This is a genomic window from Chryseobacterium sp., from assembly GCF_008831505.1.
In the GTDB taxonomy this organism is placed as follows: Bacteria; Bacteroidota; Bacteroidia; order Flavobacteriales; family Weeksellaceae; genus Marnyiella.
On record NZ_CP044507.1, the window covers coordinates 1,473,609 to 1,499,823 of the forward strand.

The 26,215-nt window shown below is 44.3% G+C and carries 23 protein-coding genes and 1 tRNA gene; 19 read left to right on the forward strand and 5 right to left on the reverse strand.

The genetic code is table 11. The features are described from left to right. Positions 1–13: 13 nt before the first annotated feature. Positions 14–1,261, forward strand: a complete 1,248-nt coding sequence (gene fahA, locus F7R58_RS06935) for a fumarylacetoacetase (RefSeq protein ID WP_158064207.1) — start codon at positions 14–16, stop codon at positions 1,259–1,261. A 24-nt stretch (positions 1,262–1,285) separates the two neighbouring features. Further along, a complete protein-coding gene (locus F7R58_RS06940) occupies positions 1,286–2,107 on the forward strand; it encodes a flavin reductase family protein (protein ID WP_158064208.1) in 822 nt (273 codons plus the stop codon). Positions 2,108–2,164: 57 nt separating this feature from the next. Here F7R58_RS06940 and F7R58_RS06945 read toward each other — a convergent pair whose 3' ends face one another. After that, complete coding sequence (locus tag F7R58_RS06945; protein WP_158064209.1) at positions 2,165–2,992, reverse strand: TerC family protein; 828 nt, start codon at positions 2,990–2,992, stop codon at positions 2,165–2,167. A gap of 43 nt (positions 2,993–3,035) precedes the next feature. Then, positions 3,036–3,893: an alpha/beta hydrolase family protein gene (locus F7R58_RS06950; RefSeq protein ID WP_158064210.1), complete on the reverse strand. Its 858-nt coding sequence runs from the start codon at positions 3,891–3,893 to the stop codon at positions 3,036–3,038. A 36-nt stretch (positions 3,894–3,929) separates the two neighbouring features. Here F7R58_RS06950 and F7R58_RS06955 point away from each other — a divergent pair, with 36 nt between their 5' ends. Continuing rightward, positions 3,930–4,415 carry a DUF3575 domain-containing protein gene (locus F7R58_RS06955; RefSeq protein WP_158064211.1) on the forward strand — a complete coding sequence of 162 codons (486 nt, stop codon included), beginning with the start codon at positions 3,930–3,932 and terminating at the stop codon, positions 4,413–4,415. A 418-nt stretch (positions 4,416–4,833) separates the two neighbouring features. Here the strand turns inward: F7R58_RS06955 and F7R58_RS06960 are convergent, their stop codons facing one another. Beyond that, positions 4,834–6,918, reverse strand: a complete 2,085-nt coding sequence (locus F7R58_RS06960) for a M13 family metallopeptidase (protein WP_158064212.1) — start codon at positions 6,916–6,918, stop codon at positions 4,834–4,836. A 137-nt stretch (positions 6,919–7,055) separates the two neighbouring features. Between F7R58_RS06960 and F7R58_RS06965 the strand changes: the two genes are divergently transcribed. The 9 genes from F7R58_RS06965 (at position 7,056) to F7R58_RS07005 (ending at position 17,160) form a co-directional block, all read left to right on the forward strand. After that, positions 7,056–8,087, forward strand: coding sequence for a ligase-associated DNA damage response exonuclease (locus tag F7R58_RS06965; RefSeq protein WP_158064213.1), 1,032 nt, complete (start codon positions 7,056–7,058; stop codon positions 8,085–8,087). Then, positions 8,084–9,664, forward strand: coding sequence for an ATP-dependent DNA ligase (locus F7R58_RS06970; RefSeq protein ID WP_158064214.1), 1,581 nt, complete (start codon positions 8,084–8,086; stop codon positions 9,662–9,664). The genes F7R58_RS06965 and F7R58_RS06970 overlap by 4 nt, the downstream gene beginning before the upstream one ends. Positions 9,665–9,689: 25 nt before the next feature. Next, a complete protein-coding gene (locus tag F7R58_RS06975) occupies positions 9,690–12,143 on the forward strand; it encodes a ligase-associated DNA damage response DEXH box helicase (protein WP_158064215.1) in 2,454 nt (817 codons plus the stop codon). Next, entirely contained in the window at positions 12,140–12,784 is a 645-nt protein-coding gene (gene pdeM, locus F7R58_RS06980) for a ligase-associated DNA damage response endonuclease PdeM (protein WP_158064216.1), read from the forward strand. The genes F7R58_RS06975 and pdeM overlap by 4 nt, the downstream gene beginning before the upstream one ends. 120 nt (positions 12,785–12,904) lie before the next feature. After that, positions 12,905–13,423, forward strand: coding sequence for a pyridoxamine 5'-phosphate oxidase family protein (locus F7R58_RS06985; protein WP_158064217.1), 519 nt, complete (start codon positions 12,905–12,907; stop codon positions 13,421–13,423). Between the two features lie 10 nt (positions 13,424–13,433). Beyond that, positions 13,434–13,967, forward strand: coding sequence for a lipocalin family protein (locus F7R58_RS06990; RefSeq protein ID WP_158064218.1), 534 nt, complete (start codon positions 13,434–13,436; stop codon positions 13,965–13,967). A 191-nt stretch (positions 13,968–14,158) separates the two neighbouring features. Beyond that, on the forward strand, positions 14,159–15,265 hold the full coding sequence (locus F7R58_RS06995) for an MBL fold metallo-hydrolase (protein WP_229723788.1): 1,107 nt from the start codon (positions 14,159–14,161) through the stop codon (positions 15,263–15,265). A 74-nt stretch (positions 15,266–15,339) separates the two neighbouring features. Further along, entirely contained in the window at positions 15,340–16,101 is a 762-nt protein-coding gene (locus F7R58_RS07000) for a tryptophan-rich sensory protein (RefSeq protein WP_158064220.1), read from the forward strand. Between the two features lie 57 nt (positions 16,102–16,158). After that, positions 16,159–17,160: an alpha/beta fold hydrolase gene (locus F7R58_RS07005; protein WP_158064221.1), complete on the forward strand. Its 1,002-nt coding sequence runs from the start codon at positions 16,159–16,161 to the stop codon at positions 17,158–17,160. On the opposite strand, the gene F7R58_RS07010 is transcribed toward F7R58_RS07005, so the two are convergent. Next, a complete protein-coding gene (locus tag F7R58_RS07010) occupies positions 17,143–18,177 on the reverse strand; it encodes an o-succinylbenzoate synthase (protein WP_158064222.1) in 1,035 nt (344 codons plus the stop codon). The genes F7R58_RS07005 and F7R58_RS07010 overlap by 18 nt on opposite strands. 64 nt (positions 18,178–18,241) lie before the next feature. Then, a complete protein-coding gene (gene fbp / locus F7R58_RS07015; RefSeq protein WP_158064223.1) occupies positions 18,242–19,261 on the reverse strand; it encodes a class 1 fructose-bisphosphatase in 1,020 nt (339 codons plus the stop codon). Positions 19,262–19,469: 208 nt separating this feature from the next. Between fbp and F7R58_RS07020 the strand changes: the two genes are divergently transcribed. From F7R58_RS07020 to F7R58_RS07050, 7 genes are all read left to right on the forward strand, one after another. Continuing rightward, positions 19,470–20,708 carry an aspartate kinase gene (locus F7R58_RS07020; protein WP_158064224.1) on the forward strand — a complete coding sequence of 413 codons (1,239 nt, stop codon included), beginning with the start codon at positions 19,470–19,472 and terminating at the stop codon, positions 20,706–20,708. Between the two features lie 20 nt (positions 20,709–20,728). Next, positions 20,729–22,579, forward strand: coding sequence for a lysophospholipid acyltransferase family protein (locus F7R58_RS07025; protein WP_158064225.1), 1,851 nt, complete (start codon positions 20,729–20,731; stop codon positions 22,577–22,579). 86 nt (positions 22,580–22,665) lie between these two features. Next, positions 22,666–22,738: transfer RNA gene (locus F7R58_RS07030), tRNA-Phe, on the forward strand. 479 nt (positions 22,739–23,217) lie between these two features. Continuing rightward, positions 23,218–23,856 (forward strand): T9SS type A sorting domain-containing protein, encoded by a 639-nt coding sequence (locus F7R58_RS07035; RefSeq protein WP_158064226.1) that lies wholly within the window; start codon positions 23,218–23,220, stop codon positions 23,854–23,856. A gap of 350 nt (positions 23,857–24,206) precedes the next feature. Continuing rightward, positions 24,207–25,379 carry a thioredoxin family protein gene (locus F7R58_RS07040; RefSeq protein ID WP_158064227.1) on the forward strand — a complete coding sequence of 391 codons (1,173 nt, stop codon included), beginning with the start codon at positions 24,207–24,209 and terminating at the stop codon, positions 25,377–25,379. Between the two features lie 5 nt (positions 25,380–25,384). Continuing rightward, positions 25,385–25,993 (forward strand): DUF3575 domain-containing protein, encoded by a 609-nt coding sequence (locus F7R58_RS07045; RefSeq protein ID WP_158064228.1) that lies wholly within the window; start codon positions 25,385–25,387, stop codon positions 25,991–25,993. Further along, a complete protein-coding gene (locus tag F7R58_RS07050) occupies positions 25,993–26,202 on the forward strand; it encodes a hypothetical protein (protein WP_158064229.1) in 210 nt (69 codons plus the stop codon). Before F7R58_RS07045 ends, F7R58_RS07050 begins: the two co-directional genes overlap by 1 nt. The last annotated feature ends 13 nt before the right edge of the window (positions 26,203–26,215 follow it).

The window sequence follows — 26,215 nt, forward strand, 5'->3', positions numbered from 1 at the left end:
TAACTGATACATTATGACATCTTTTATAAAATACGCTGAAAACTCAGACTTCTCCATCTATAACATTCCGTTTGGAGTTGCGGTTTTCGGCCAGGAATATATAGCCTGCGCAACCAGGATCGGCGACATGGTGATTGATTTGGCCACCCTTTATGATTTCGGATATCTGAATGATATTGACGGTCTTACAGACAATGTTTTTGAAGCTTATACTCTTAATGAGTTCATAGAACTGGGAAAACCGGTAACATCGGCAGTAAGGCTAAGGCTTCAGGAACTGTTGCTTGAAGGTTCTGCACTTTCAGCTGATAACAAAAGTATTGATGAATGCTTTTATGCTCTGGATCAGGTGAAGATGATGATGCCTGTTCATGTACCTAATTACACTGATTTTTACAGCAGCATAGAGCACGCCACCAATGTGGGTAAGATGTTCCGCGATCCTGCAAACGCCCTGCTGCCTAACTGGAAGCACCTGCCTGTAGGCTACCACGGCCGTGCCTCTTCTATCGTGGTTTCAGGTACAGACATTATCCGTCCTAAAGGTCAGATGAAACCAGCGGATGCCGATAAGCCGGTGTTTGGTCCCTGTAAGCAGCTGGATTTTGAGCTGGAGATGGCATTTATCGTAAATAAGAATACCGAAATGGGCGAAAGTATCACCACAGCTCAGGCCGAGGATGCTATTTTTGGTATGGTCATTTTCAATGACTGGTCAGCAAGAGACATCCAAAGTTGGGAATATGTTCCGCTGGGGCCTTTCCTGGGCAAGAATTTCGGTTCGTCGGTATCACCATGGGTAGTTACACTTGAAGCACTTAACCGGTTCCGCACCGTTTCACCGGTTCAGGAACCAGAGGTTCTGGATTACCTGAAATTTGACGGCGATAAGAATTATGACATCAATCTGGAAGTCTACATTCAACCGGAAAACGGAACTGAAACTCTGATTTCACAGAGTAACTATAAATACATGTACTGGAATATGGCCCAGCAACTCGCACATCACACCGTAAACGGCTGTAACGTGGAAGTTGGAGACATGTATGCCTCCGGCACTATTTCAGGCGAAAATCCACGTTCTTTCGGCTCCATGCTTGAACTTACATGGCGCGGACAAAACCCTCTTGAGCTGGATAATGACGGCGAAAGGAAGTTTATAGAGGATAATGATACCGTTATCATGCGCGGCTTTGCTGAGAAGGACGGCATTCGTGTTGGATTCGGCGAGGTGACCGGTAAAATTTTACCCGCAATTTAGGAGTTAAGCATCACAAATTTCAGTATGAAAAGCATTACTCCTAATGAGCTTAACGGCGTACAGCTGCAGACGCTGCTGCAAACTGCCATCGCACCACGTCCTATAGCTTTAGCGTCAACTATAGATTTGGAAGGGAATGTAAACCTCAGTCCTTTCAGTTTCTTTAATCTTTTCAGTTCCAACCCGCCGGTAGTTATTTTCTCGCCGGCCAGGAGGGTGCGCGATAATACAACCAAACATACGCTGGAAAATGTTCTGCAGGTTAAAGAGGTAGTTATCGGTATTGTAAACTTTAATATCGTGCAGCAGATCTCACTTGCTTCCACAGAATATGAAAAGGAGGTCAACGAGTTTGTAAAAGCTGGTCTGACCATGAAAGAGGCTGACCTTGTGAAACCAAAACTGATTCAAGAATGCCCTGTAAACCTGGAGTGTAAAGTAATTGAGGTAAAACACCTGGGTACTGAAGGCGGCGCCGGAAACCTGGTGATTTGCGAGGTGATAAAAATTCACGTACGTGAGGAGTACCTCAATGATGAAGGAAACCTGGACCAAATGAAGCTGGACCTGGTGGCACGATTAGGCGGAAACTGGTATTCGCGTAATAACGAAAGCAACCTTTTTGAGGTTCCAAAACCATTGGTAACCAAAGGTATTGGTTTCGACAGACTCCCGGACAATATAAAATTAAGCCGCATCTTCAGCGGTAATGACCTTGGAATGCTGGCAAATACGGAAGAGTTGGCGGAAGGTAGCTATTCTGCTAATGAAGAAGTTCATTTAAAAGCACAGAAGCTGCTGAAGGAAAGTAAAGTTTCCGAAGCCTGGGAACTTCTTAAACAATAAAAGCAAAGCCGTTTTCACTGAGAAAACGGCTTTTTTTAGCATTGCATTCTTTAGGATCTACTCAAGATCTTCCCGGATACTGAGATCTTTATTAAGATCAGGATTGAGTTTCAGATATTTCTTTTTCTGATTGTCCCTGAAGCGGATGTTCAGCATTTCCACGATGAGGCTGAATGCCAGACAGGAGTAGATGATATTCTTACTTACATGCTGATGGATTCCTTCGGCCACAAGCATAACCCCAATTACTACAAGGAATGAAAGTGCCAGCATCTGCAAACTGGGATATTTGTTGATAAGGGCAGAGATCGGACCGGCAAAAGCCATCATAATTCCGATAGAGATGACCACTGCAATTATCATCAGCATCACATTATCCACCAAACCGATCGCAGTCAGGATGGAATCCAGCGAGAAAACCATATCAATGAGAATAATCTGCAGGATGATCATGGTCATCAGACCTGAAGCACCGGATTTAGGCTTTGGAACATCATCATGACCCCGCATCTTGGCATGAATTTCCATGGTACTTTTTCCGATCAGGAAAATACCTCCTGCAAGGAGGATTATATCTTTCCAACTCAGAGCCAAGGGTAAATCGGTGCCGGGTTCATTAAACCAACCCAGGTTGAGTACCGGTTCCTTAAGGCCGATAATCCAGCTGATCATCAAAAGCAGGATGATACGGAAGATCATGGCAAAAGCCAAACCGAGGTTCCGTGCGAAACGCTGCTTTTCTTTGGGCAGCTTATCTGCAATAATAGAAATAAAGATAATATTGTCCACCCCCAGAACGATTTCAAGAAACGTTAATGTGAGTAAACTGATCCATATTTGCGGATCGGCAAAATTCGGTAATTCGAGCAGAGAGAATAATTCCATATTTTATTTGTTTGATGCAAAAATAACCATTGGGGCCGGCGATTTATAAATTATTTTTTAAAAATTCGATTATTTTATCTGTAGATTTTAAAAGGTCAGGTGGTAATGTTTCCTTTGGCCATGGCTCGGTCGCGCCCAGGGTATGATTGGCACCGTTCAGTATAAACAATTCCGAATCCCTGCACCATTCGTTCAGCAGGTAGGCTTCCTTATCCTTCACCGCCACATCTTCAGTACCCTGAATGATCAACATTGGCTTCCCCAGATGCTGTGCGCTGTACTGTACCGAAAAACGGTCTTCATTTGCCTTATAATCTTCGTAAAACTGATAATAATGTGGCATCTGCTGTTTGGTGCGTGCATTTTCGGAATACATGACACCTGACTCCTGCCAGTTTGTAAGCCGGTCGCCGGAGGGAAAACGGTAGCCGAAATGGCTTACACCGGCCAGCGAAACAAGCGCCTTTACGCGATCATCTTCAAAAGCTTTAATTACCGAGATGCCGGCTCCCCTACTGTGGCCTATAAGTGCAACTTTCTCAGTATTGATTTCGGGTTGAACGATGAAATGGTTGATTACGGCATCATAATCGAGCATTTCCCTGCTGAAATTATTGTTTGCAAAGGCTTCCAGATCGGCAAATTCAGAAGGGTTGTCCAGCGTGGTGCCGTTATGCGAAAAATTGAATTTCACGAAATAAAATCCGGCTTGCGCTATTTTTTCAGCCATCAAATCCCAGGCGCCCCAGTCTTTATATCCTTTGTAGCCGTGGGCAAAAATGACCAGCGGAAGTTGGCCGGAAGTTTCCGGAAAGTAGGCATCAGCAAGGAAATTTCGAGTTGAGGAGTTTTCAATGATGATATTTCTATCGCCAATCACCTTTGTATTTTGTGTTTGCATTTAAAATTGAGTTAAATTTAAGAAATATTAAAGGTTATGAGAACTGCTGTTTTACTGTTTTTGCTGTATTCTTCTGCAATTATCGCGCAAAAGAATGAACTTAAAATTAATTTGTTGAAAATCGGTGAGGTAAGTTATGAGCGCCGGCTAAATGATCGTTTCTCAACCGGCCTGCATGCCGGAACGGGCTTATTTAAAATTGGGGATGAACAGAACCGGTTTACTATCAAAGGCTTTGGGCGTTATTATATGAGTAAAGATCAGAATTTCAGCAAGTTCTTTCTGCAACTGTCTTTTGTCTACAACCGTCATGAATATTTTCCTTCTTCAGATCCGGACATATGGCATCGAGTGGGCATTTATGATGAAGCTGGAATTCTGGCCGGGGTTGGCTATAAAGTCCTGCTAAACGAAAAGTTTACAGTTGATCTCTATATCGACGTTGGTCCTGAATTCCTCAATAGGAGCGCACTATTACCCGTTATGGCTGATGCAGGAATTAATGCGGGTTACCGCTTCTAGTTTTCGTAGTTTTAGCTAATAAAAATAAGTTAATACGCTGTGATTTCTACTCCGGATTATTAATCTATAGCGATACAATAGGCGATTCGGCAGGAATCGTATCTGTGTAGCTGACTGAAAATCTGTGGCAGCGAGTTCCGTAGGGACGCTATCTGTAATCCTCAAATCAACCAAAACCTCATGCTGTTGACTTCATCAGTGACTTTGATATATGGTGCAAATTCTACGAAGGGGAATTCCCCATGCGTGAGCGATGGCAGCGGAAATCCTTTCTTTTTTTGGGCGGCGGCTCCGCCGCCGCCCAAAAAAAGAAAGATTGGAGCGGACGTAGCGACCCTGGCAGCGGCGGCGAAGCCGCCGCTGCCAGGGTCACGCCCAAAAAAAATCACCCAGAGTTAAACTGAGTGATTCTAATTATTTACCAGATCTTTATCCTTTCTTCCGGTGCCCTGTAAAGCTTGTCACCAGGTTTTACATCAAAAGCCTTGTAGAAGGAATCCTGATTCACCAAAGGTCCGAAGGCCCGGAAATAACCCGGTGAATGAGGGTCGGTCTTCACCTGGTTGATCATATACTGCTCCGTAGATTTCGTACGCCATACCGTAGCCCAACTCATGAAGAAACGCTGATCCTGGGTGAAACCGCTGATAAGTCCCGGATTGCCATGGTCTTTCAGGTACATCTGAAGCGCCGTATAAGCCACAGCTACTCCTCCAAGATCACCAATATTCTCCCCGCTGGTAAATTTACCGTTTATGAATGTCCCCTTTACAGGCTCGTATTTGCTGTACTGATCAGCCAGCTGATTTACCTTGTTTTCAAAATTCTTAAGGTCAGCGGCAGTCCACCAATTGTTCAGATTACCGTCGCCGTCGAACCTAGAACCGGAATCATCAAAACCATGAGAGATTTCATGTCCGATTACAGCACCAATACCGCCAAAATTGACGGCGGGATCGGCTTTGAAATTAAAGAAGGGCGGCTGCAGGATGGCTGCCGGGAATACGATTTCGTTATTGGAACCGCTGTAATAAGCGTTAACAGTCTGCGGAGCCATACCCCATTCCGTTTTATCCACCGGTTTGCCCACTTTATCCAAATTCTTCGCATAGTTCCATTCGGTTACCTTCTGAAGGTTTTCGTAATAACTTCCGCCCTCGCCTGCAGGGGTTAATTCAAGTTTGGAATAGTCCTTCCAGGTATCGGGATAAGCAATCTTAACCCCGAATTTAGACAGTTTTTCCTGTGCTTTTACCTTGGTTTCCGGAGACATCCAGTCCAGATTGCTGATGTGCTGCTGGAAAGCCTTTTTTAAATAGGAAATATAGGTTTCCATTTGGGCTTTGGCTTCTGCCGGGAAATATTTTTCCACATAAAGTTTACCAAAAGCTTCACCCAAAGTACCGTTTACTACACCTAAGCCGCGTTTATCCATGGAACGCTGCTCTTTCTGGCCCTGCAGATACTTGGAGTAGAAATTAAAATTGATGTCATCCAGTGTTTTGTTCAGGTTTCCGGCATTTCCGGCCACCATCCTGGCTTTCATGTATTCTTTGATTAAGGGCAGATTCTTCGCCGTCATCCAGGAATCCATATTCTGGTAGTATTTAAGCTCAGAAACAATCACCCTGTCGGTCTTCACACCTACCTTATTCAGATAATCGGCCAGATTAATATTTTTTACCAGTTGCGGAAGTTCGGCTACGGTCTTAGGATTATAGCGCAGGTTAGCATCCCGGTTCTGCTCGTTGGTCAGAAGATTTTGGGCAAGTTTCTTTTCAAAATCAACGACTTTACCCGCCGTTTGCACAGCGTTTTGATGTCCTGCTTCGGTAAGAAGCTGAGAAACGTAATTTTTATATTCAGCCAGTGTCTTTGTATTGGACTCGCTTTCTTTCTGGTAATAATCGCGCCCCAGTCCCAGGCTCGGTCCGCCAAAGTAGACCGCATTCATGTTCGAATTTTTCAAATCCGGTCCTACCCTCCAGGCATAAAACGGATTGTCGCCGGATTTAGTGGCTTCTATCAGGTATTTCTGCAGGTCAGCAATAGATTTAATAGCATCAATCTTTGCCAGATCACCTTTAATAGGATTAAGGCCGTCCGCATTCCTTTTGTCCCAGTCCATAAATGTCCCGTACAAAGCCTGAATTTTCTGTCCTTCCGAACCCGCAGCAAAGCTGTCATTCAGGATTTGTTTTAAGATGCCGAGCGAAGCAACATCAACATCTTCCCTAAGCGCATTGAAACTTCCCCAGCTGGCTTTATCAGAAGGAATTTCGGCTGTTTTCACCCAATTCCCGTTCACATAACTGAAGAAATCATCCTGCGGACGTACGGAGGTGTCCATATAGGAAAGATTAAGTCCTTCTTCCTTCACCGGTTCGGATTTTACAGCTGCGGTAGTTTCAGATGCAGGAGTCTCAGCGGTCTTCGCTGTGGTACAGGAATTAAGAAATACGACACCGGAGAGAGCTAAAAGGCCTATACTTATTTTTTTCATTTGATAATATCTTTGATTGAACCGTCCAAATATAACGAATATTTTTGGGCAGAAATTATTAGTGATTTTGTGAAGGGTTCAGATTTTGCTCATGCCTTTGCAATCTTTTAATTCATATTAAACATTTAATCTAACAGATGGCCAGGAAAACCTTCATCCGCTTTACCGACAAAGGAATATACTGTGTGCCCGGCAAATTTTACCTGGATCCGTGGAAGCCTGTAGACCTGGCCATAATTTCACACGGTCACGGCGACCATGCCAGATGGGGAATGAAAAAATACCTTTGCCATGATTACAGTAAACCCATTTTGAAACACCGCATCGGACAGGATATTGAGATCCAGAGCCTGGGTTATGGCGAAGAAATTAACATCAATGGAGTGAAAGTTTCCTTTCACCCTGCCGGGCATATCGTCGGTTCGGCACAGATCAGGATGGAATACAAGGGTTATGTAATTGTTTTTTCAGGCGATTACAAAACCGATGACGATGGTCTGTCTACCCCTTTCGAACTGGTGAAATGTAACGAATTCATTACGGAAAGCACCTTTGGTCTACCCATTTATAACTGGCTGCAGCCTGCGGACTATGCGGAGCTCATGCAAACCTGGGTGAACCAAAACAGACAGAACGGTAAAACTTCCGTTTTCATCGGTTATTCCTTGGGCAAAGCCCAGCGCATCATGAAATCTTTGGAAGGCAGCGGGAAAATCTTCGTTCATCAGTCTATCGCCAGGCTTAATGAAGCCATGGAATCGGTTAATATTAAATTGCCGGAGTATGAAACCCTTGATTTTTTGGAAGGAGCCAAAGCGGCCAAAGGTGAAATCGTAATCCTACCACCGGCTCTGCTGGACTCCAATGTCATTAAAAAAATACCGGACCGGGCTACTGCCATCTGTTCCGGCTGGATGCAGGTTCGCGGATCCCGAAGGTGGCGCTCTGCAGATGCCGGTTTTTCCATTTCCGATCATGCCGACTGGAATGGTTTGCTGAAGACCGTGAAAGCCACGGAAGCCGAAAAGGTATACGTCACTCACGGACAAACCGCTGTTTTCTCGAAATACCTGCGCGAACTAGGAATTGATGCAGTGGAACTGCAAACTATTTTTGGCGATGAGGAAATGGAGGAAAAGGAAATCATAACCAATGAAGAAAGCCGATGAAGGATTTTGCGCTTCTTATAAATACGCTGGACAGTACCAATAAAACCAATGCTAAGATCGACGCAATGGTGCATTACCTGCAAACCGCCGATTCCAGTGACAGACTGTGGTTTCTGGCACTTTTTACAGGTAAACGGCCCAAGCGACCCGTCAATACCAATTTTCTTCGGCAGTGGGCGCTGGAACTTACCGGTTTGCCGGAATGGCTTTTTGTGGAAGCCTACTCTTCCGTAGGTGACCTTGGCGAAACACTTTCGCTGATCCTTCCCAATCCTGCAGAAACAGTTGAAAAATCGCTGACACAGTGGATGGTAGAACTCATAGCGCTGAAAGATTTTACAGAGGAAGAAAAGAAAGCTTATGTAATTGAGTCCTGGAACGGGCTGAACCATCTGGAGCGTTTTATATTTAACAAACTGATTGGCGGAAGTTTCCGTATTGGTGTCTCAAAGAAACTGCTTATTAACGCCCTGGCAAAATATTCCGGTATCGAAGCAAATATCCTGATGCACAGCATTATGGGCAAGTGGAATATTGATGAAGTTGATTTCGAAAACCTTATACAGGGCACTGATATCAACCCGGACGAATCCAAACCCTATCCTTTCTGCCTGGCGTATCCACTGGAAAAAGAAGTCCAAGACCTGGGCGAACGCGAAAGATGGCAGGCAGAATATAAGTGGGACGGTATTCGCGGCCAGTTCATTAAACGGAACGATGAAATATTTATATGGTCCCGCGGCGAAGAACTGGTTACCGATCAATTTCCCGAAATAGTTTCCGCACTTCAGGAAATGTCCGGCAACTTTGTTATTGACGGAGAAATTCTGGTTGTGAAGGATGGCAAAGTACTTAACTTCAACGAACTTCAGAAAAGACTGAACCGTAAAACCATATCAAAAAAAATGCTGGAAGAACTTCCCGTGCAGATATTTGTCTATGATATACTGGAACTGGATTATGAAGACCTGCGTGAAAAACCTCTGGCAGACCGGCGCGTCCTGCTGGAAGGGCTTATTATGAATAGCCCCACCGCCAATATTCATCTTTCTGAAGTTTTAGAAGCAGCAAGCTGGGAGGAACTCGCCAATATCCGTGAAAGGTCACGGGACAACAACTCGGAAGGTTTGATGCTGAAGGAGAAGGAATCGCAATACCACGCCGGACGTAAGAAAGGGGATTGGTGGAAATGGAAAGTGAGTCCGCTCACCATCGATGCGGTTTTAATTTATGCTCAAAAGGGTTCCGGAAGACGGAGCAGTTACTATACTGATTATACTTTCGGTGTGAAGAGCGGCGATTCTATTGTGACGATTGCGAAAGCCTATTCCGGACTTACAGATAAGGAAATTATGGAAGTTTCCAAGTTCGTGAATAAAAATGCAGTTGAAAAATTTGGCCCCGTGAGGACGGTGAAGGCCGAACTTGTTTTTGAAATCGCTTTTGAAGGAATTGGATTCAGCAAAAGGCATAAAAGCGGAGTTGCACTCAGGTTCCCCAGAATTGTCCGGTGGCGCCGTGATAAGACGGTAGATGAGATTGATGATATTGAGGAAATTAAAAAACTGATCCAATAATTCCGGCCGGTAATCCAGAAAACAGATGACAGAAAAATTCAAAAGCAGCAACGGATACCAAATCATAAAACGGTGGATGGAATCCCGGGATATGGAACCGTTTACCTTTCAGGCAGAAACCTGGTACAGGTACTCGCTTAAATATTCCGGTATGGTGGTCGCGCCTACAGGCTTTGGAAAAACCTTTTCTGTATTCCTGGCTGTGGTCATTGACTTCATGAACCATCCGGAAAAATACAATTCCGGGATGAAACTGCTCTGGATCACACCCCTGCGCGCACTGGCGAAAGATATTGCTAAAGCAATGAGTGAAGCGCTGGAGGACATAGGTCTGGATTGGGAAGTGGATGTGCGCAATGGCGATACGCCCAAAGATGTCCGTGCCCGCCAGACAAAGAAGATGCCTGACGTACTGATAATCACGCCGGAAAGCCTGCATCTGCTTTTAGCTCAGAAGAATCATCCCAATTTTTTTAAAAACCTGAACTGCGTAGTCATAGACGAATGGCATGAGTTGCTGAGCTCCAAACGGGGAGTCATGACCGAGCTGGCCTTAAGCCGAATCACAGCTTACAGCCCAAAACTCAGGATTTGGGGAATTACGGCTACGATTGGGAATCTGGATCAGGCGATGGAAGTGCTCATTCCCTACAATCTTAAAAAAACCAGGGTGGTTGCCCGTGAAAAAAAGAAAATTGAAATTCATTCTGTATTCCCGGACGATGTGGAGGTACTTCCCTGGGCAGGTCATCTGGGTACCAAACTTGTGGATAAGATTATCCCGATTATCATGGCCAGCAAAACAACCCTGATCTTCACCAATACCCGAAGTCAGGCCGAAATGTGGTATCAGGTTTTGCTGTCCGCAAATCCGGAGTTTGCAGGACAGTTGGCTATCCATCACAGTTCGGTGGATCGTGACATTCGGATATGGATTGAAGAGAATCTCTCCTCAGGTTATCTGAAGGCAGCGATATCAACCTCCTCACTGGATTTAGGGGTCGATTTCAAGCCGGTGGACACTGTCATTCAGATTGGGTCCAGTAAAGGGATTGCCAGGTTTCTGCAGCGGGCCGGCCGTAGTGGGCACTCGCCCTTTGAAACTTCCAAAATCTATTTCGTTCCTACACATTCACTGGAACTTATTGAGGTAGCTGCACTTAAAGAAGCAGTGAAGCAGAAACAGGTAGAGCCGCGCGAACCGCTTGTCCTCTGTTATGATGTCCTGATTCAGTATGTAATGACCTTAGCAGTAGGTACCGGTTTTGAGGAAGAAGAAACGTACCGCCAAATCTCACAAACCCACGCTTTCCGCGAATTCAGTCCCGCAGACTGGTCCTGGCTTCTGTCCTTCATTACCGTAGGAGGCAAACTTAAAAACTATGAGGAATACCATAAAGTAGTTATTCAGGACGGACTGTATAAGGTGACTTCCAGAAGGATCGCCATGCTGCACCGGATAAACATTGGTGCCATCGTGAGCGATTCCATGATGAAGGTTAAGTTCTTCGGAGGTGGTTATATCGGGATGATTGAGGAATATTTCATTTCAAAACTCAACAAAAACGATAAATTCGTGCTGGCCGGCCGTGTTTTGGAAGTTTCGCACATTAAAGAAATGACAGTGTATGTAAAAAATTCGTCCGGTAAAGCAATTGTACCCAGCTATTTAGGCGGGAGATTGCCATTATCATCTAATTTAAGTGGATTTTTGCGGGAGAAACTGTCCGAATCACTGAATGCCAAATCATCCGAAAAGGAGCTTACTTTCCTGCACCCGCTTTTGGTAAGTCAGCAGGAAAATTCGCACATACCCAATGAACATGAATTTCTGGTTGAAAAAATAAAGACCCGGGAAGGATTTCACCTGTTTATGTATCCGTTTGAAGGCAGGCTAATGCACGAGATCATAAGTGCCCTCGTAGCTTACAGGATTTCAAAAATTTCCCCAATCTCATTTTCGATGGCCATGAACGATTATGGTTTTGAACTCTTTTCCAAACTTGAAATCCCGGTAGATGAGGACAATGTTAATGACATTTTAAGCAAAGAAAATCTGATTCAGGACGTGCTGAGTTCAGTAAATTCAACAGAGATGGCCAGACGGAAATTCCGCGACATCGCAGTAATTTCCGGCATGGTGGTACGCAATTATCCGGGGCAGCAAAAGAACAATAAGAACCTTCAGGCATCAGCGGGTCTGATATTCAACGTACTGGAAGATCACGACCCTCAAAACCTGCTCCTGAAGCAGGCTTATGCAGAGGTTTTTTTCCAGCAGATAGATGAAGCACGTCTGGCCACCGCGTTTAACCGGATCCATGACAGCCAGATCATTCTAAAGGAGTCCAATACCTTCACCCCACTCAGTTTTCCCATAAAAGTGGACAGTTTGCGCCAAAGTTTGAGCAGCGAGGATCTCTCGGCAAGAATTTTGAGGCTTAAGGCGGAAGCCATGAAAAAACGGATGAGGAAATGAAGCTGAAATCGCTCACAAAGAAAATTCACAGTCAGACACTGATATTTACCAATCAAAGGGCGCTCTACTGGGCAGAGCGTCAGGCACTGATCATCAGTGACCTGCATATCGGTAAAACTGCTTATTTCCGCAAGAACGGTATCGCAGTTCCTTCCGGCATCCTGACTGATGATCTCACACGGTTGGCCGCTTTACTTATTCACTATTCCGCCAAAGAACTTATTATTGTCGGTGATTTCCTGCATGTGGGACGCAACGCCGATTTCCGAATCTTCGAAGTCTGGCTGCAGGAATTTTCGCAGCTGAAAATAATAATAATCAAAGGAAACCACGATCAGATCAAGGCTGAATTAATGTCAGTCCTGCCCGCCGAAATCCATGAGGAGCAGCTGATAATTGAACCTTTTAAATTTATTCATGTTCCGGATGAAGAGAGCGATAATTTCACTGTTTCCGGTCACATTCATCCCGGGGTCAGTGTAAAACTGGAAAGAAATAAATACATAAGCCTTCCCTGTTTCAGGTATACCGAGAGGCAGTTGGTGCTTCCGGCTTTCAGCAAATTTACAGGTCTTGATACAAAAAGCTGTGGCGACTTTCACTGCATCCCGTTTAATGACGATCTTATATTTGAAATGTAGATGTTTCAGAATTTCACCGGTTATTTGCATTATTTTCATACGGCATGACCATATTTCTTATTGGGAATATTAATTGTTGAGCAAGCATCAACCAAATCATTAACAATAAAAATTTAGAGTATGTCTGATGCTATTTCACCAAAAGAGAATTTATCCAATGAGGAAGCGATTAAAAAATTAAAAGAACTGGCCGAAGGTGCCGGGAACTGCTTTTTCACGACGAAGATTAACGAATCTACGCCTCACACGCGTCCAATGGCTTTGCAGGAAGTATGCGACCAGGGAAATCTATGGTTTATAAGCTCATCCGAAAGTCACAAGAACGAAGAAATCTCTGATGATGCCAGGGTGCAGCTGTATTTTCAAAATAACAGCAGCTATGAATACCTGTATGTGCTTGGTACCGCATCTATCCATAAAGACAAAGAGCTTATTGACAAATACTGGACTTCATTTGCCAATGCCTGGTTCGATGGAAAAGATGACCCGCGCGTTACCATAATTAAAGTGAAACCTATAGATTCTTATTACTACGAAACCAAGGACAACAAGGTTGTTGCAATGGCAAAAATGCTTTTTGTAGCTGCTACGGGTGCCAAAATGGAAGATGGCGGTGTAGAAGGAAAGCTTGAGGTTTAATATAAAAATTATGAATTCAAAGAAAATATTGATTCCCCTTTCTCTTGGCTTGATTGGATTATTTGTCTTTAACTCATGCAAAGCTAAAATACCTGCAGGTGCGGAGCCTGTAAGGAACTTTGACAAAGAGCGGTATCTGGGTAAGTGGTACGAAATTGCCAGACTGGATTTTACGTGGGAAAAAAACCTGAATAATGTAACCGCTGAATATGGCACCAAAGACAACGGAAATATAAGTGTCCTTAACCGCGGATATGACTATAAAAAGGACAAGTGGAAAGAATCTGAAGGCGAAGCAAAGCCGGTTGGTGACGCTACGGTGGGCAGTCTTAAAGTAGCCTTCTTCAAACCATTCTGGGCTGGGTATAATGTGATTGACCTCGAAGATTACAGATATGCCCTGGTTATTGGTGACAGTCTGGATAATATGTGGATCCTCTCCAGAGAAAAAACCATTCCGGACGATATAAAACAGAGATTTCTGGCTAAAGCCAAAAGTATAGGGTACCAAACTGAAGATCTTATTTGGGTAAAACACGATTAAGAAACTGTTAAAGTTATTGAGCGGCGTGCAGCAAATTGCACCCGCTTTTTTTTGCAAAACCGTAATTAAGAAAGAGGTTGGATCAGTTAATGAATTGTTGGTCTGTTTGAATTACTTTTGCAGGTTCACAGTGTGACACTTGTCTCATTCCGGCAAACCAACTCAAATAAATGAAGACCCTAAGCAAAATCATGATAAGTATATTGGTAATAACCGCCGCTTTGGTAGCAGCAGCCTTCATCATTATTAATCAGCCGAAATTTGGAAAAGCACCTACCGGAGCACGTCTGGAGCGTATACAGCAGTCACCGCATTATAAAAACGGCAGATTCGATAATCTGAACAAAACCCCGCAGCTGGCTGAAGACACTTCTATGCCGGAGGTCATGTTCCGCTTCCTTTTCGGAAAAAAAGACCAATTGAAACCTGCCCAGGCTTTTCGAATGACCAAAACCGAACTGAAATCACTAAAGCCCGATGAAAACGTGTTTATCTGGATGGGACACTCGTCCTATTATATGCAGATTGACGGCCTGAAAATCCTGGTAGACCCGGTGCTGAGCGGCAACGCTTCACCATTCACTTTTACGACCAAAGCTTTTGAAGGAAGTGACCTGTACACTGCAGATGATATTCCAACATTGGATCTTCTCATCATAACGCATGATCACTGGGACCACCTGGACTATAAAACAGTTAAGGAACTGCAGCACAAAACGCGGAGAGTCGTTACCGGACTGGGTACGGGCGAACATCTGGAATATTGGGGCTACAGTCCGGACCTCATAACGGAACTGGACTGGTTTGAGAATTCTGATCTGGGCAATGGTTTCAGAATATATTGTGAGCCGGCTCGCCATTTTTCAGGCCGGGGACTCAAGCGCGACCAGGCCATCTGGGCAAGCTTTGTACTGGAATCGCCCACGCAGAGAATCTATATTGGCGGCGACAGTGGTTACGATGATCATTACAAAAAAATCGGCGAAAAGTACGGCAGTTTTGACCTCGCCATTCTTGAGAACGGACAGTACAACAGGGACTGGCGGTATATCCATTTCCTTCCCGGCGAAAATATTAAGGCGATGAAGGAACTTAACGCCGAGAGAATGATTCCGGTTCACAATTCAAAATTCGCACTTGCTGTACATTCCTGGAACGAACCCCTGAAAAAGATAACAGAACTTAACACTGAAAATCTCAGGATAATCACCCCTGCAATCGGACAGAAAGTCCCCTGGCTGGACGACTCCAAAATCTATAAAAAGTGGTGGGAAGACTATGACACTCATTTGGAATGATTTTTTCTGCGTGATGAAGGGCTGATGCATCGGTGCCGGATTTTCCCGGCCAAACAGCTTTCAAACTTCTGAGTATGAAAAGAACATTACAGATTGCCAACGGCGTGGCTTTAGTGGCCACCATCATCTTCAACTACCTGAGTAACACCGGAATCTTCGACGGTAAAACCATAGGCGATGTTTCGGACCAGTACCACACCTCCATTACGCCGGCGGGCTACGCTTTCTCTATCTGGGGCCTCATTTATCTCCTTCTATTTGTTTTCGTGATCTATACAGGACGCGGCTTATTCCGGACTGATATAGATGATGCCGATGAAATCGTAGAGCGAATTGGATGGTGGTTTGTAGTTTCGTGCTTCGCCAATTGTGCCTGGATCGTGGTCTGGCTGAACGGCTGGAGTGGGCTGTCTGTTTTGCTGTTGGTAATTGCCATGATTTCGCTGACCAAAATTCTGCTTGAAACCAAACAATTTGCAGATACAGCAGGTAAAAAATGGATGGTGAACGTACCTTTCCAAATTTATGCGGGCTGGATGAGCGTTGCGCTGATAGTTGCCACGGCCGCCTGGCTGGGCAAGATCGGTTGGGATGGTTGGGGAATTTCAGGTGAAATATGGACAGTTATCCTGATTACAACTGCAACTGTGATCCATTTACTGATGACCTGGCGCCGGGACTCACCAATATTTGCACTGGTGGGAACTTGGGCGTTTGTTGCAATAGCGCAGGCTAATATTGACAATTCTTCAACGATATACATTTTTGCCCTGATCTGTGCTGTGGTTCTGTTCGGCAGCAGCCTTATCAATATCATCCGAAGAAAATCTGTTTAATGCCTTCCGGGCAGATTATTAAACAGATATTTGCGTCTAATTTTTAAGAAATTTCAAATGAACATCAAAATAATTCTGTTTTTAATATTTTCTTTTCTATCGGTTTTCATGAATGCGCAGGAACCGAAAGCTCTAAAGCCTTTGGATGCAGAACTCAGCACAGTTGCATATCCGTTTCCGGTCCAGTTTAAAGAACTGAAAAACCAGGGACAGAAACTTAGGATGGCTTATATGGATGTAAAGCCAGCAAAACCCAATGGTAAAACAGTTGTCCTTCTGCACGGAAAAAATTTTAACGGTTACTATTTTGAAGAAACTGCACGAGCCCTGACGAAAGAGGGTTACCGTGTAATAATGCCGGACCAGATCGGATTCGGGAAATCATCAAAACCTAAGCAGTTCCAGTTCAGTTTTCAGCAGCTGGCTGAAAACACAAAAAGCATTATGGATGACCTCGAAATCAGCACTTTTGTGGTTTTGGGCCATTCCATGGGTGGCATGCTGGCTACGAAAATGGCGGTAATGTATCCAGAAAAGGTAGAGAAACTCATTCTTGCCAATCCAATAGGTCTGGAAGATTACCGTAAATTTTCACCTTACCAGAATATCGACAAACTGTACGCCTCCGAACTCAGGAACACCTACGATAGTTACAGGGACTATCAGCTGAAATTTTATTACGACGGTAAATGGAAGCCTGAGTATGATAAATGGCTGAATTTACTTGCCGGTTGGACGATCCATCCTGATTTTCCGGTTACAGCCTGGAATGCAGCGTTAACCACTGATATGATTTACACGCAACCAGTTGTCGCTGATTTCGAAAAAATCACTTCTCCTACCCTCCTTATCATAGGCACGCGGGACCGCACGGCCATCGGAAAGCCTAACGCACCTAAGGAATTGCAGCCTCTGATGGGTCTCTACCAAAATCTTGGCAAGGAAACCCAGAAGAAAATCAAAGGATCAACACTGGTTGAGCTGGAGAATGTAGGACATTCACCACACATCGAAGTTTTTGACCTCTTTATTGCCCCCCTTCTAAAATTCCTGAAGTAGAGTAACCTTATCCGGATTAAAGGTCAGTGATTCACCATTTAAGATTAATGCGCTTTCAAAATTATTGGTATAGAGTCCGCCTGTACCCAGGCCCTGAGGCAAAGGACTATTCTTTGTAAAAGTGTACTGCGCAATAGCGTTCAGGCCTATATTACTTTCGAGCGCAGATGTGATCCAGTAGCCTATTCCCAAATTTTCTGACAGTTCAATCCATTCGTCGCAACCCGAAAATCCTCCAACTAGCGATGGCTTCAGAATGATGTACTGGGGCATGACCGCCTTTAACAGTGTCTCCTTATCTTGTTTATTCAATACACCGATAAGTTCTTCATCCAACGCCACCGGTGTAGGAGTACTCCGGCACAATCCGGCCATTTGTGAAACATTTCCCGCCTTGATGGGCTGTTCTATGGAATGGATATTCAACTCTGCAAGTTCGGCCAAAACTGTCTGTGCTTCTTCAAAAGAAAAGGCGCCGTTGGCATCAACCCTGATTTCAAGTTGCTCCTGCGGAAAAGCCGATCTTAACTGTTTCAATATTACCTTCTCAGTGAGCCAGTCTACACCGATTTTCAGTTTCAAACATGTAAAGCCTTTCTCCAACTTGTCTGAAATCTGCTTTCGCATATGTTCTGCATTTCCCATCCATATCAAACCGTTGATCCGAATGGCACCTACGCCCTCAGTAAACTTCGACGGAAAGTAGATATTTCCGCCAAATTCCAGATTACGGATGGCCTGTTCATATCCAAACCACACCGATGGAAAAGCCAGCAGTTCCGCTTTCAGGATCTCTTCAGTTTCATTGATATGTTCACAAAGCCAATTCAGTTTCTCCTCATAACCGGGCACATCATCGTAGCTAAGGCCCCTGAAAATACCGCACTCACCTACTCCTGCCTGACCGCCTTCGGATATTTTCAGAATATAGGTTTCTTTAGTATTTAAAACCCCTCGGGAAGTACCGCCCGGTGTCTCAAATTCCAGGACATGTTTGAAATATTCCGCCGTTTTCATAAAATTCGCCTTAAAAAGAAAGACGCGAAAAATCGCGCCTTCCTGTATGTTACAAATCTGCTTATTAGTCTTTTACAACATCAATGCGCATAAATTCTTCTGCCTTTTCCACCATTTCGGTGTTACCGCAAAAGAAAGGTGTGCGTTGGTGAAGTTCCGTTGGCTCAAGCTCCATAATCCGGTTGAATCCATCGGAAGCCTTACCACCAGCCTGCTCGGCAAGGAACGCCATAGGGTTACATTCGTACAGCAAACGTAATTTACCATTGGGTGCGTTGGCATAAGAAGGATAGATATAGATTCCGCCTTTTATCATATTGCGGTGGAAATCCGACACCAAAGATCCGATATACCGCGAAGTATACGGTCTGTCGCCCTCCATCATCTGACAGTATTTCAGGTAATTTTTCACTCCCTGCGGAAACTTGGAATAATTCCCTTCGTTGATGGAATAAATTTTACCTTTTTCAGGGAACCTCATATTAGGATGGGACAGATAGTAGGTCCCTAAACTTGGATCGAGTGTAAATCCGTTTACTCCATTCCCGGTGGTATAAACTATCATCGTAGATGAACCATAAACCACATAACCGGCGGCCACCTGGTCCACTCCCCGCTGCAGGAAATCTTCCAGCTGCACAGGAGTTCCCGGTTCCGTTACCCGGCGGTAAATGGAGAAAATCGTCCCCACTGAAACATTCACATCAATATTTGATGAACCGTCCAGTGGATCGATCAGTACCACGTACTTACTTAAATGTCCGTTAGGACCGCATTTGATATCAATAAAATCATCATTTTCCTCTGATGCGATACCGCAAACGACCTCACGCTGAGACAGTGCGGTAATGAAAATCTCATTTGCCAGTACATCCAGTTTCTGCTGCTGCTCCCCCTGGACATTGGTCATACCTACGTGACCTACAATATCTGCGATACCGGCCTTGTTTACATCGCGGTTCACTACCTTGGAAGCTAACCGGATGGCACTTAAGAGGCGGGAAAATTCGCCCGTAGAATACTGAAAGTCGTCCTGTTTATCAATTATAAATTCACCTAGGGTCTGTAATGCGTTTTCTGACATTTGTGGGTTTTTGATTTTGCACAAATTTCGGAAAATTCTTTGAATATAGCAGGCTAATTCAGCAAAATGATTCAGACCGGCAGACGGCATAAAACCCTGTGTTCAGGCGTTTTCATTTATCAGCCAAAATCACTAATTTTGAAAATTATTCCCATCGTCGTACTGCACCACGGTATTTTAATTTTTCAACTGATTACCAATACGTTAAATGAAGGTATTTAAATTTGGAGGCGCATCTGTGAAGGATGCAGAAGGAGTAAGGAATGTTGCCACTGTGCTGCAGCGCCAGGATGTGCATCCGTGTCTTTTGGTAGTATCGGCCATGGGCAAAACGACAAATGCACTGGAAGAAGTCATAAAACTCTACTTTGAAAAAGGTGATTACTTCTCGGCGGTGGATAAGATCATAAACAGTCATCTGCAAACGGCTGCTGAACTTTTTACAAAGGATGCTCCCATTATGCGTGAACTGCAGGAAATAGCAGATGATTTGCTGAATTTCCTCAGGAAGAACAAATCACCAAACTACAGCTATGTATACGATCAGACCGTAAGCACAGGTGAACTGCTTTCTTCCAGAATTTTGAGCGAATACCTGAACTCTGCCGGGTATTCCAACCAGTGGCTGGACGCGCGGGAATATATCAAGACCGACGAAAATTACCGCGAAGGTAATGTTCAGTGGCAGATCACCCTTGGCAATATCGGTGACCTGAACCGGAGTCAGAGCTATGTTACCCAGGGTTTTATAGGCTCGGATCCCAATAATTTCACCACCACGCTGGGCCGCGAAGGTTCGGATTACAGTGCGGCTGTTTTTGCCTATGGCCTGGATGCCGAATCGCTGACTATCTGGAAGGATGTACCCGGCGTGATGACGGGCGACCCGCGTAAATTCTCAGACGTTCAGCTGCTGGACAGCATCTCTTACGAAGATGCCATTGAAATGGCCTATTTCGGTGCCTCGGTAATCCACCCGAAAACCCTGCAGCCGCTTCAGAAGAAAAATATACCCTTTTACGTTAAATCTTTCCTGGAACCGGACCAAGCCGGCACCCGTGTAAGCGGCTCCGGCAACAGCAGCAACCTGCCGTCCTATATCCTGAAAGAAAACCAGTTTCTGGTGCACATCGCTACCCGTGATTTTTCCTTCATTGCAGAAGAGCATATCAGCCAGATCTTCAACCTTCTCGCCAAATACCAGATCAAAGTGTCCCTTATGCAGAATACAGCCATATCACTGGCCTTGTGCCTGGAGGATAAATATGGCCACCTCGAGGATTTCAACAGAGATCTGAACGCCGGATTCACAACGGAGATGACGGCAGGAGTGTCACTTTTTACCGTACGCAACGCAGGACCTGAGGATGTCACCAGGTATTGCGCAGACAAGGAAATTCTGCTGGAACAGATTTCTCACAATACCGTGCAGATGGTGATCCGATAACTAATTCCCCTTCGATAAAAATGAGCTTAATTTCCAAACAGGATCTGATAAATGCATCGGGCATGAGCAGACTGGGTTTCATAAAAAACCCACTTTCCGCCGCCATTATGCGTCTGACCAATATAGACAGGGTAAATAATCTTTATGATAAGGTAAAGAATAAAGAAGGCAAGGAATTTTTTGATGCTTTTGTACGGGAGCGAAACCTTAAATACATCGTATTTGCTGAAGATTTGGCAAAAATTCCCAGAACCGGCCCCTTTATCCTGGTAGCCAACCACCCCCTGGGAGCTATAGACGGCATCCTGATGACCAAGATACTTTCTGAGATACGGCCGGATTTCAAGATCATGGGAAATTTTCTGCTGTCGCGCATCAAGCCAATGGAACCTTATGTCATTTCCGTAAATCCGTTTGAGAACCGCAAAGAACTTCACAGCAGTTCCGGTGGAATGCGCGACACATTGCGTCACCTGGCTGAAGGCGGCTGTGTAGGCATTTTTCCCGCCGGTGAGGTTTCAAACAGAAACAATGCATTCAATGAAATAATGGACAAGGAATGGCAAAAACCTGCCATTAAGCTGATTCGGAAGGCGAAAGTTCCGGTGGTTCCGATGTACTTCCATGCCAAGAACAGTAAAGCATTTTACAGGCTTGCAAAACTGCATCCCAATCTGCAGACCATGTTGCTGCCGTCTGAAATGATGCATCATCGTGAAAAACCCATCCGGATGCGAATTGGAAAGCCAATTTCTGTAAAAGTGATTGAGGAGCAGGAAGATGCGGAAGAACTCGGCGAATTCCTGAAACGCAAGGTTTATATGCTCAAATCCTATTATGAGCGTCGTAAGTCCCTGCCGGATATCCTGAAACTGCCCAACCTGAACATTAAGTTTCCGCTGCTACTGAAGGAGGAAAACATTATCCAGAATATTATTGATGAAACCCCCACGGAAGACATCGTAAAGGAGATCGCCACCCTGCGGGCCAACGACAAGATGTTTTTCAGCAACGGAAACTATGAAGTCTATTTTGCGGCTTACGACGAGATCCCGTCCATTATGCGGGAGATCGGGCGCCAGCGTGAGCTTACCTTCCGTGCTATTGGCGAGGGCAGCAACCTGCCTTATGACCTGGACGAATTTGACCAGCATTACTACCATCTTTTCCTCTGGGACAGTGAGGCGAAGAAAATCGCCGGTGCCTACCGCATGGGTCTGGGCCGGGAAATTATGAAGAAACACGGCGTGGGAGGCTTCTATACCAATTCGCTCTTTGAGTTTGACCAGGAAATCCATCCTTTCTTCCGGAAGGTTATAGAAATGGGCCGTGCCTACATCCTGCAGGAATATCAGATGAAGCCCCTGCCCCTTTTCCTGCTTTGGCGCGGCATTGTGCATGTATGCCTCCGCAATCCTGATCATAAGTTCCTAATGGGAGGTGTTAGCATCTCCGATAAATTCTCGGATTTCTCCAAATCACTGATCATTGAATTTATGCGCTCCAATTATTACGACTCGGCAGTGGCCCAGTACATTCATCCCAAACATGAGTTCAAGATCAAACTCAGGGACCGCGACAAGCACCTTTTTCTGGACGAAGTGGAATCGGACCTGAACAAGCTGGATAAAATCATCGACGACCTGGAGCCGGAGCTCAGGCTGCCCGTACTGATTAAGAAATATATTAAGCAGAACGCGAAGGTAGTTGCCTTTAATGTAGACCCGAAGTTTAATGATGCCATAGACGGACTGATGTACATCCGGATAAGCGACCTGCCGGAAAGCACCATAAAGCCGGTTCTGGAAGAGATGAGTGAAGAAATGCGCAAGGAACAGGAAAATAATAAATCTGAAAATCAGGCAGTTTAGAAAAAACACGATAAAAAGCGCGAAAATACTTGCGCCGCATGCAAAAAGATTCTATTTTTGCAGCACTTAAAACAACAGAAGTTAACGGTTTCTTAGCTCAGTTGGTAGAGCAACGGATTGAAAATCCGTGTGTCCCTGGTTCGATCCCTGGAGAAACCACAAACCACTTACAGCAATGTAGGTGGTTTTTTTTATGCAGTTTTTTTCACGCGGCGGGACATGAAAGCGGCGATGTTCAAAAGTTGTGAAATGTGTTTGTATTTGACTTTTTTAAAGTCGCAGAGGTTAGACCTAAGAGCCAGTTAACCCCGCGGCACAAGTGGAACCGACGGTGATTTTTTAACATTCGATGAAGTAGTCGGTATTACGATTTAGGATCCCAATGCAGTTTTTAGAGAGACTTTTCATTTTAACGGTTTTATTGTTTTTTTTACCAAAATTCTAAACAGAAGAGAGGCAAGGCCGCGGTTGGTATTATTTAACATGCTACTTCTTTTAGCGGGAATGAAGGTAAATAATACGGCGATTTTAGTTATTATCCTTTTTGTTATCTTTACAAACACCGCTATCATAACCTTCTATTACAAAAATACCCGGCAGTTAGCTGTCAACTCCCAAGAAATACAAAAATTAATGATATGAAAGACAAACTAATGATCCTGTTTTTATTTATGACCATTGATCTGTCCTTCGCTCAACTAAATTGCTATCAGCAGAATAATGGTTTGTATCAGTATTATGCAAAATTGGAAAATATCCCAAATTTGAATTCAAATTTTAATAAAACTGATTTTATGAATTATGTGACAACATATGGTAATATGACCACTGGAAATCTTTCAACATTAAACACAAGCGTAATATTGGTTTCAAAATCCTTTCCTACTTCTCAAACACCTTTCTTGCAAAATGTTGTTAGTATAGATTCAGATTCAGACATTTATCCAATTATTCTAAACTCTAATAATTCTGTTACTACAATTGAATGCAGAAACAATCCGATTTTATTAAATGTTCAAAATTTTGAGAAGAAGAACCTTAAACTAACTATTACAAAAAACCCAATTGATGAAACTTCAAAAATCGTAATCGATCCTAAAGTCAGGTTTTTTAAAATTGTAATAACCAATACTGCTGGTCAAATTATCTACGAAAATCAATTTAAAAGTGTAGACAGCATTTTTCTGAATGAAATAATACTAGATCGTGGATTGTACATTTTAACTGTAACTGATCTAGATGACAATCAAACAGAATCAACTAAATTAATCAAATAGAGAGACTACACCTTATAGCTAAGCTTTCATTGGGCTTGGCAGACCAACAATGAAAGCTCGTTAAAAGGAAGTTTCGGCAGCTTTTTGACCGTCTGTGAAAGTTTCGATTTTAGAATTAAACCTATAAAGCAGTCTTTCAGAAGGATTTCTTTCTTTATTAACTCCGGATGTTGAAAAATTTCGACGTCGCAGTCCAGTCCAAAGGGACAAATGTTCCCTTACGCAATTCCTAAAGAGAGCTAACTGGAAGTTTATGCTTTCATGCAGTTGCCAATGCAAACTCAAACAGTTCAACTTATTTTTCCAAAAAATATTAATTATCTTCGCTCTCCAAACCTTTAAATCAGAGAATGAAAAATATATTTGCAGCTCTTGCGCTGCTTCTGTCCCTCAGTTTTTCCGCACAGGACGGCATACAGTTCCGGAAAAACACCTTCAGTGAAATGCTGGCGCAGGCCAAAAAAGAAAACAAACTTATTTTTATCGATGCCATGGCCGTGTGGTGCGGTCCCTGTAAGCTCATGGACAAGAATGTCTTCAGCCAGAAAACGGTGGGCGATTACTATAACGCCAATTTCATTAACGGAAAATTTGATATGGAAAAGGGTGAAGGCCTGGAGCTGGCAGCCCGTTACGGTGTACGCTCCTACCCCACTTTTCTCTTCATCAATGGTGACGGACAGCTGGTATCGCGAAACATGGGGTATATGCCGGAATCTACTTTTCTGGAGTTAGGAAAGGAAGCCCATTCAGCCGTAAAAAATATGGGTTCCATGAAAGCCCGTTTTGAAAAAGGCGAAAAAGACCCGCAATTCCTCATCAACATCATCAAACTGCATGCTGAGACCGACTATGATTTTGCAAAGCAGGCGTCGGAAAGGTATTTTAAAAACAAGATGACCCCAGAATTTACCAAGGAGGAGGTTGGATACCTGATGTTCGCAATCAAAAGCGTGGATGACCCCAATTACAGTGTCTTCAAGAAAAACCAGAGTGCATTACTGCAGCATTTTCCGGCGCAGACCTTTAAGCAGTTCGATAATCAGCTGAAAATCCAGAAGTCCTGGGAAACTTCAGTTGACATGAAAACCAAAACCGTGAACACGAGGCAGTTTTTAAAGGAAACTGAACCCCTGGTTGGAAAGGAAGCTGCCGAAAGGGAGCTGAACCGCCGTAAACTGGACTTTTACGAACAAGCCGACAATTTCGCGGCCTATCAGGCAGCTGCCCTGGCTTACTTTCAGAACAATACAAAGGCAGATCCTACTGAGCAACTGAAGGCGGCCTGGATATTTTCTGCAAAAGCCACTGACCCGGCCGCTCTGAAAGCCGCACAGCAATGGGCCGAGCGTTCGGTGCAGATGCGTGAAACTCCGGAAAACAGCTATATCCTGGCCAAACTTTACCAGAAATCCGGCAAGAAGGCGGAAGCAAAAATGTATGCTGAGGCTGCTGTAAGGCTGGCAAAACAAAAAGGGGCCGACAGCAGCGCGGCTGAAAAATTACTAACCGAGCTAAACTGAATTATTTGAAAAAACTATACTCCGCACTCCTTGTGTGTACTGTGGTGCTGGCTGCGGCACAGGATTCCAGAACGCTTTACATTAAAGGAAATGCACTCTTGCTGCCTGTAGGCGTAGTGAATGTGGGCGCAGAATACCAGCTCAGCGGGAAGTTTACAGTACAGGCCGATGCCCTGGTCTCACCCTGGAAATCTTTTTCGGGTCATCAGGCACAACTTTACATGGCAGGACTGGAGGGCCGGTATTACTTCAAAGGCGCTTTCAGCAAGTGGTATGTAGGTGCCAACATCAGCGGAATACGTTTTATTGCTCAAAAATGGAACCATTGGGGCGAAGGACCTTATCAGCTTACACCGAGTTCACCTGTCTACAACAAGGCAGAACTTTACCAGGATGGATATGGAATACTTTTGGGAGCCACAATTGGATATCAGCTGCAACTGTCTGACAACTGGAATATTGATCTTTTTGCGGGAGGTGGGAATGCGCAGTCAGTCTACAAAGGCTATCACGAAAGCCTGGGGGTCAGATATGATGAAATTACAGGCTGGAACCGCAGCGGCGAATGGCTGCCCTACCGCGCCGGCGTAATGCTCTCTTATAAAATAAAATAATGAATATTAAAAGTTACAGATTCCTGATCGTTGCTGCGATAACCTTTATCATCCTTTTTATGATGAATTATATAGGCAATCCTGAAACCGACAGACTGCAACGGGCACTGATGACGGCTGGGGCAGGTGTGGCGGGTCTTACGATAGGTATGTGGTTTGTATACCGCAACCGCAACGACGGCGACAGGCCGCCGCATGATTTTGATTAGAAAGAGACTGCAG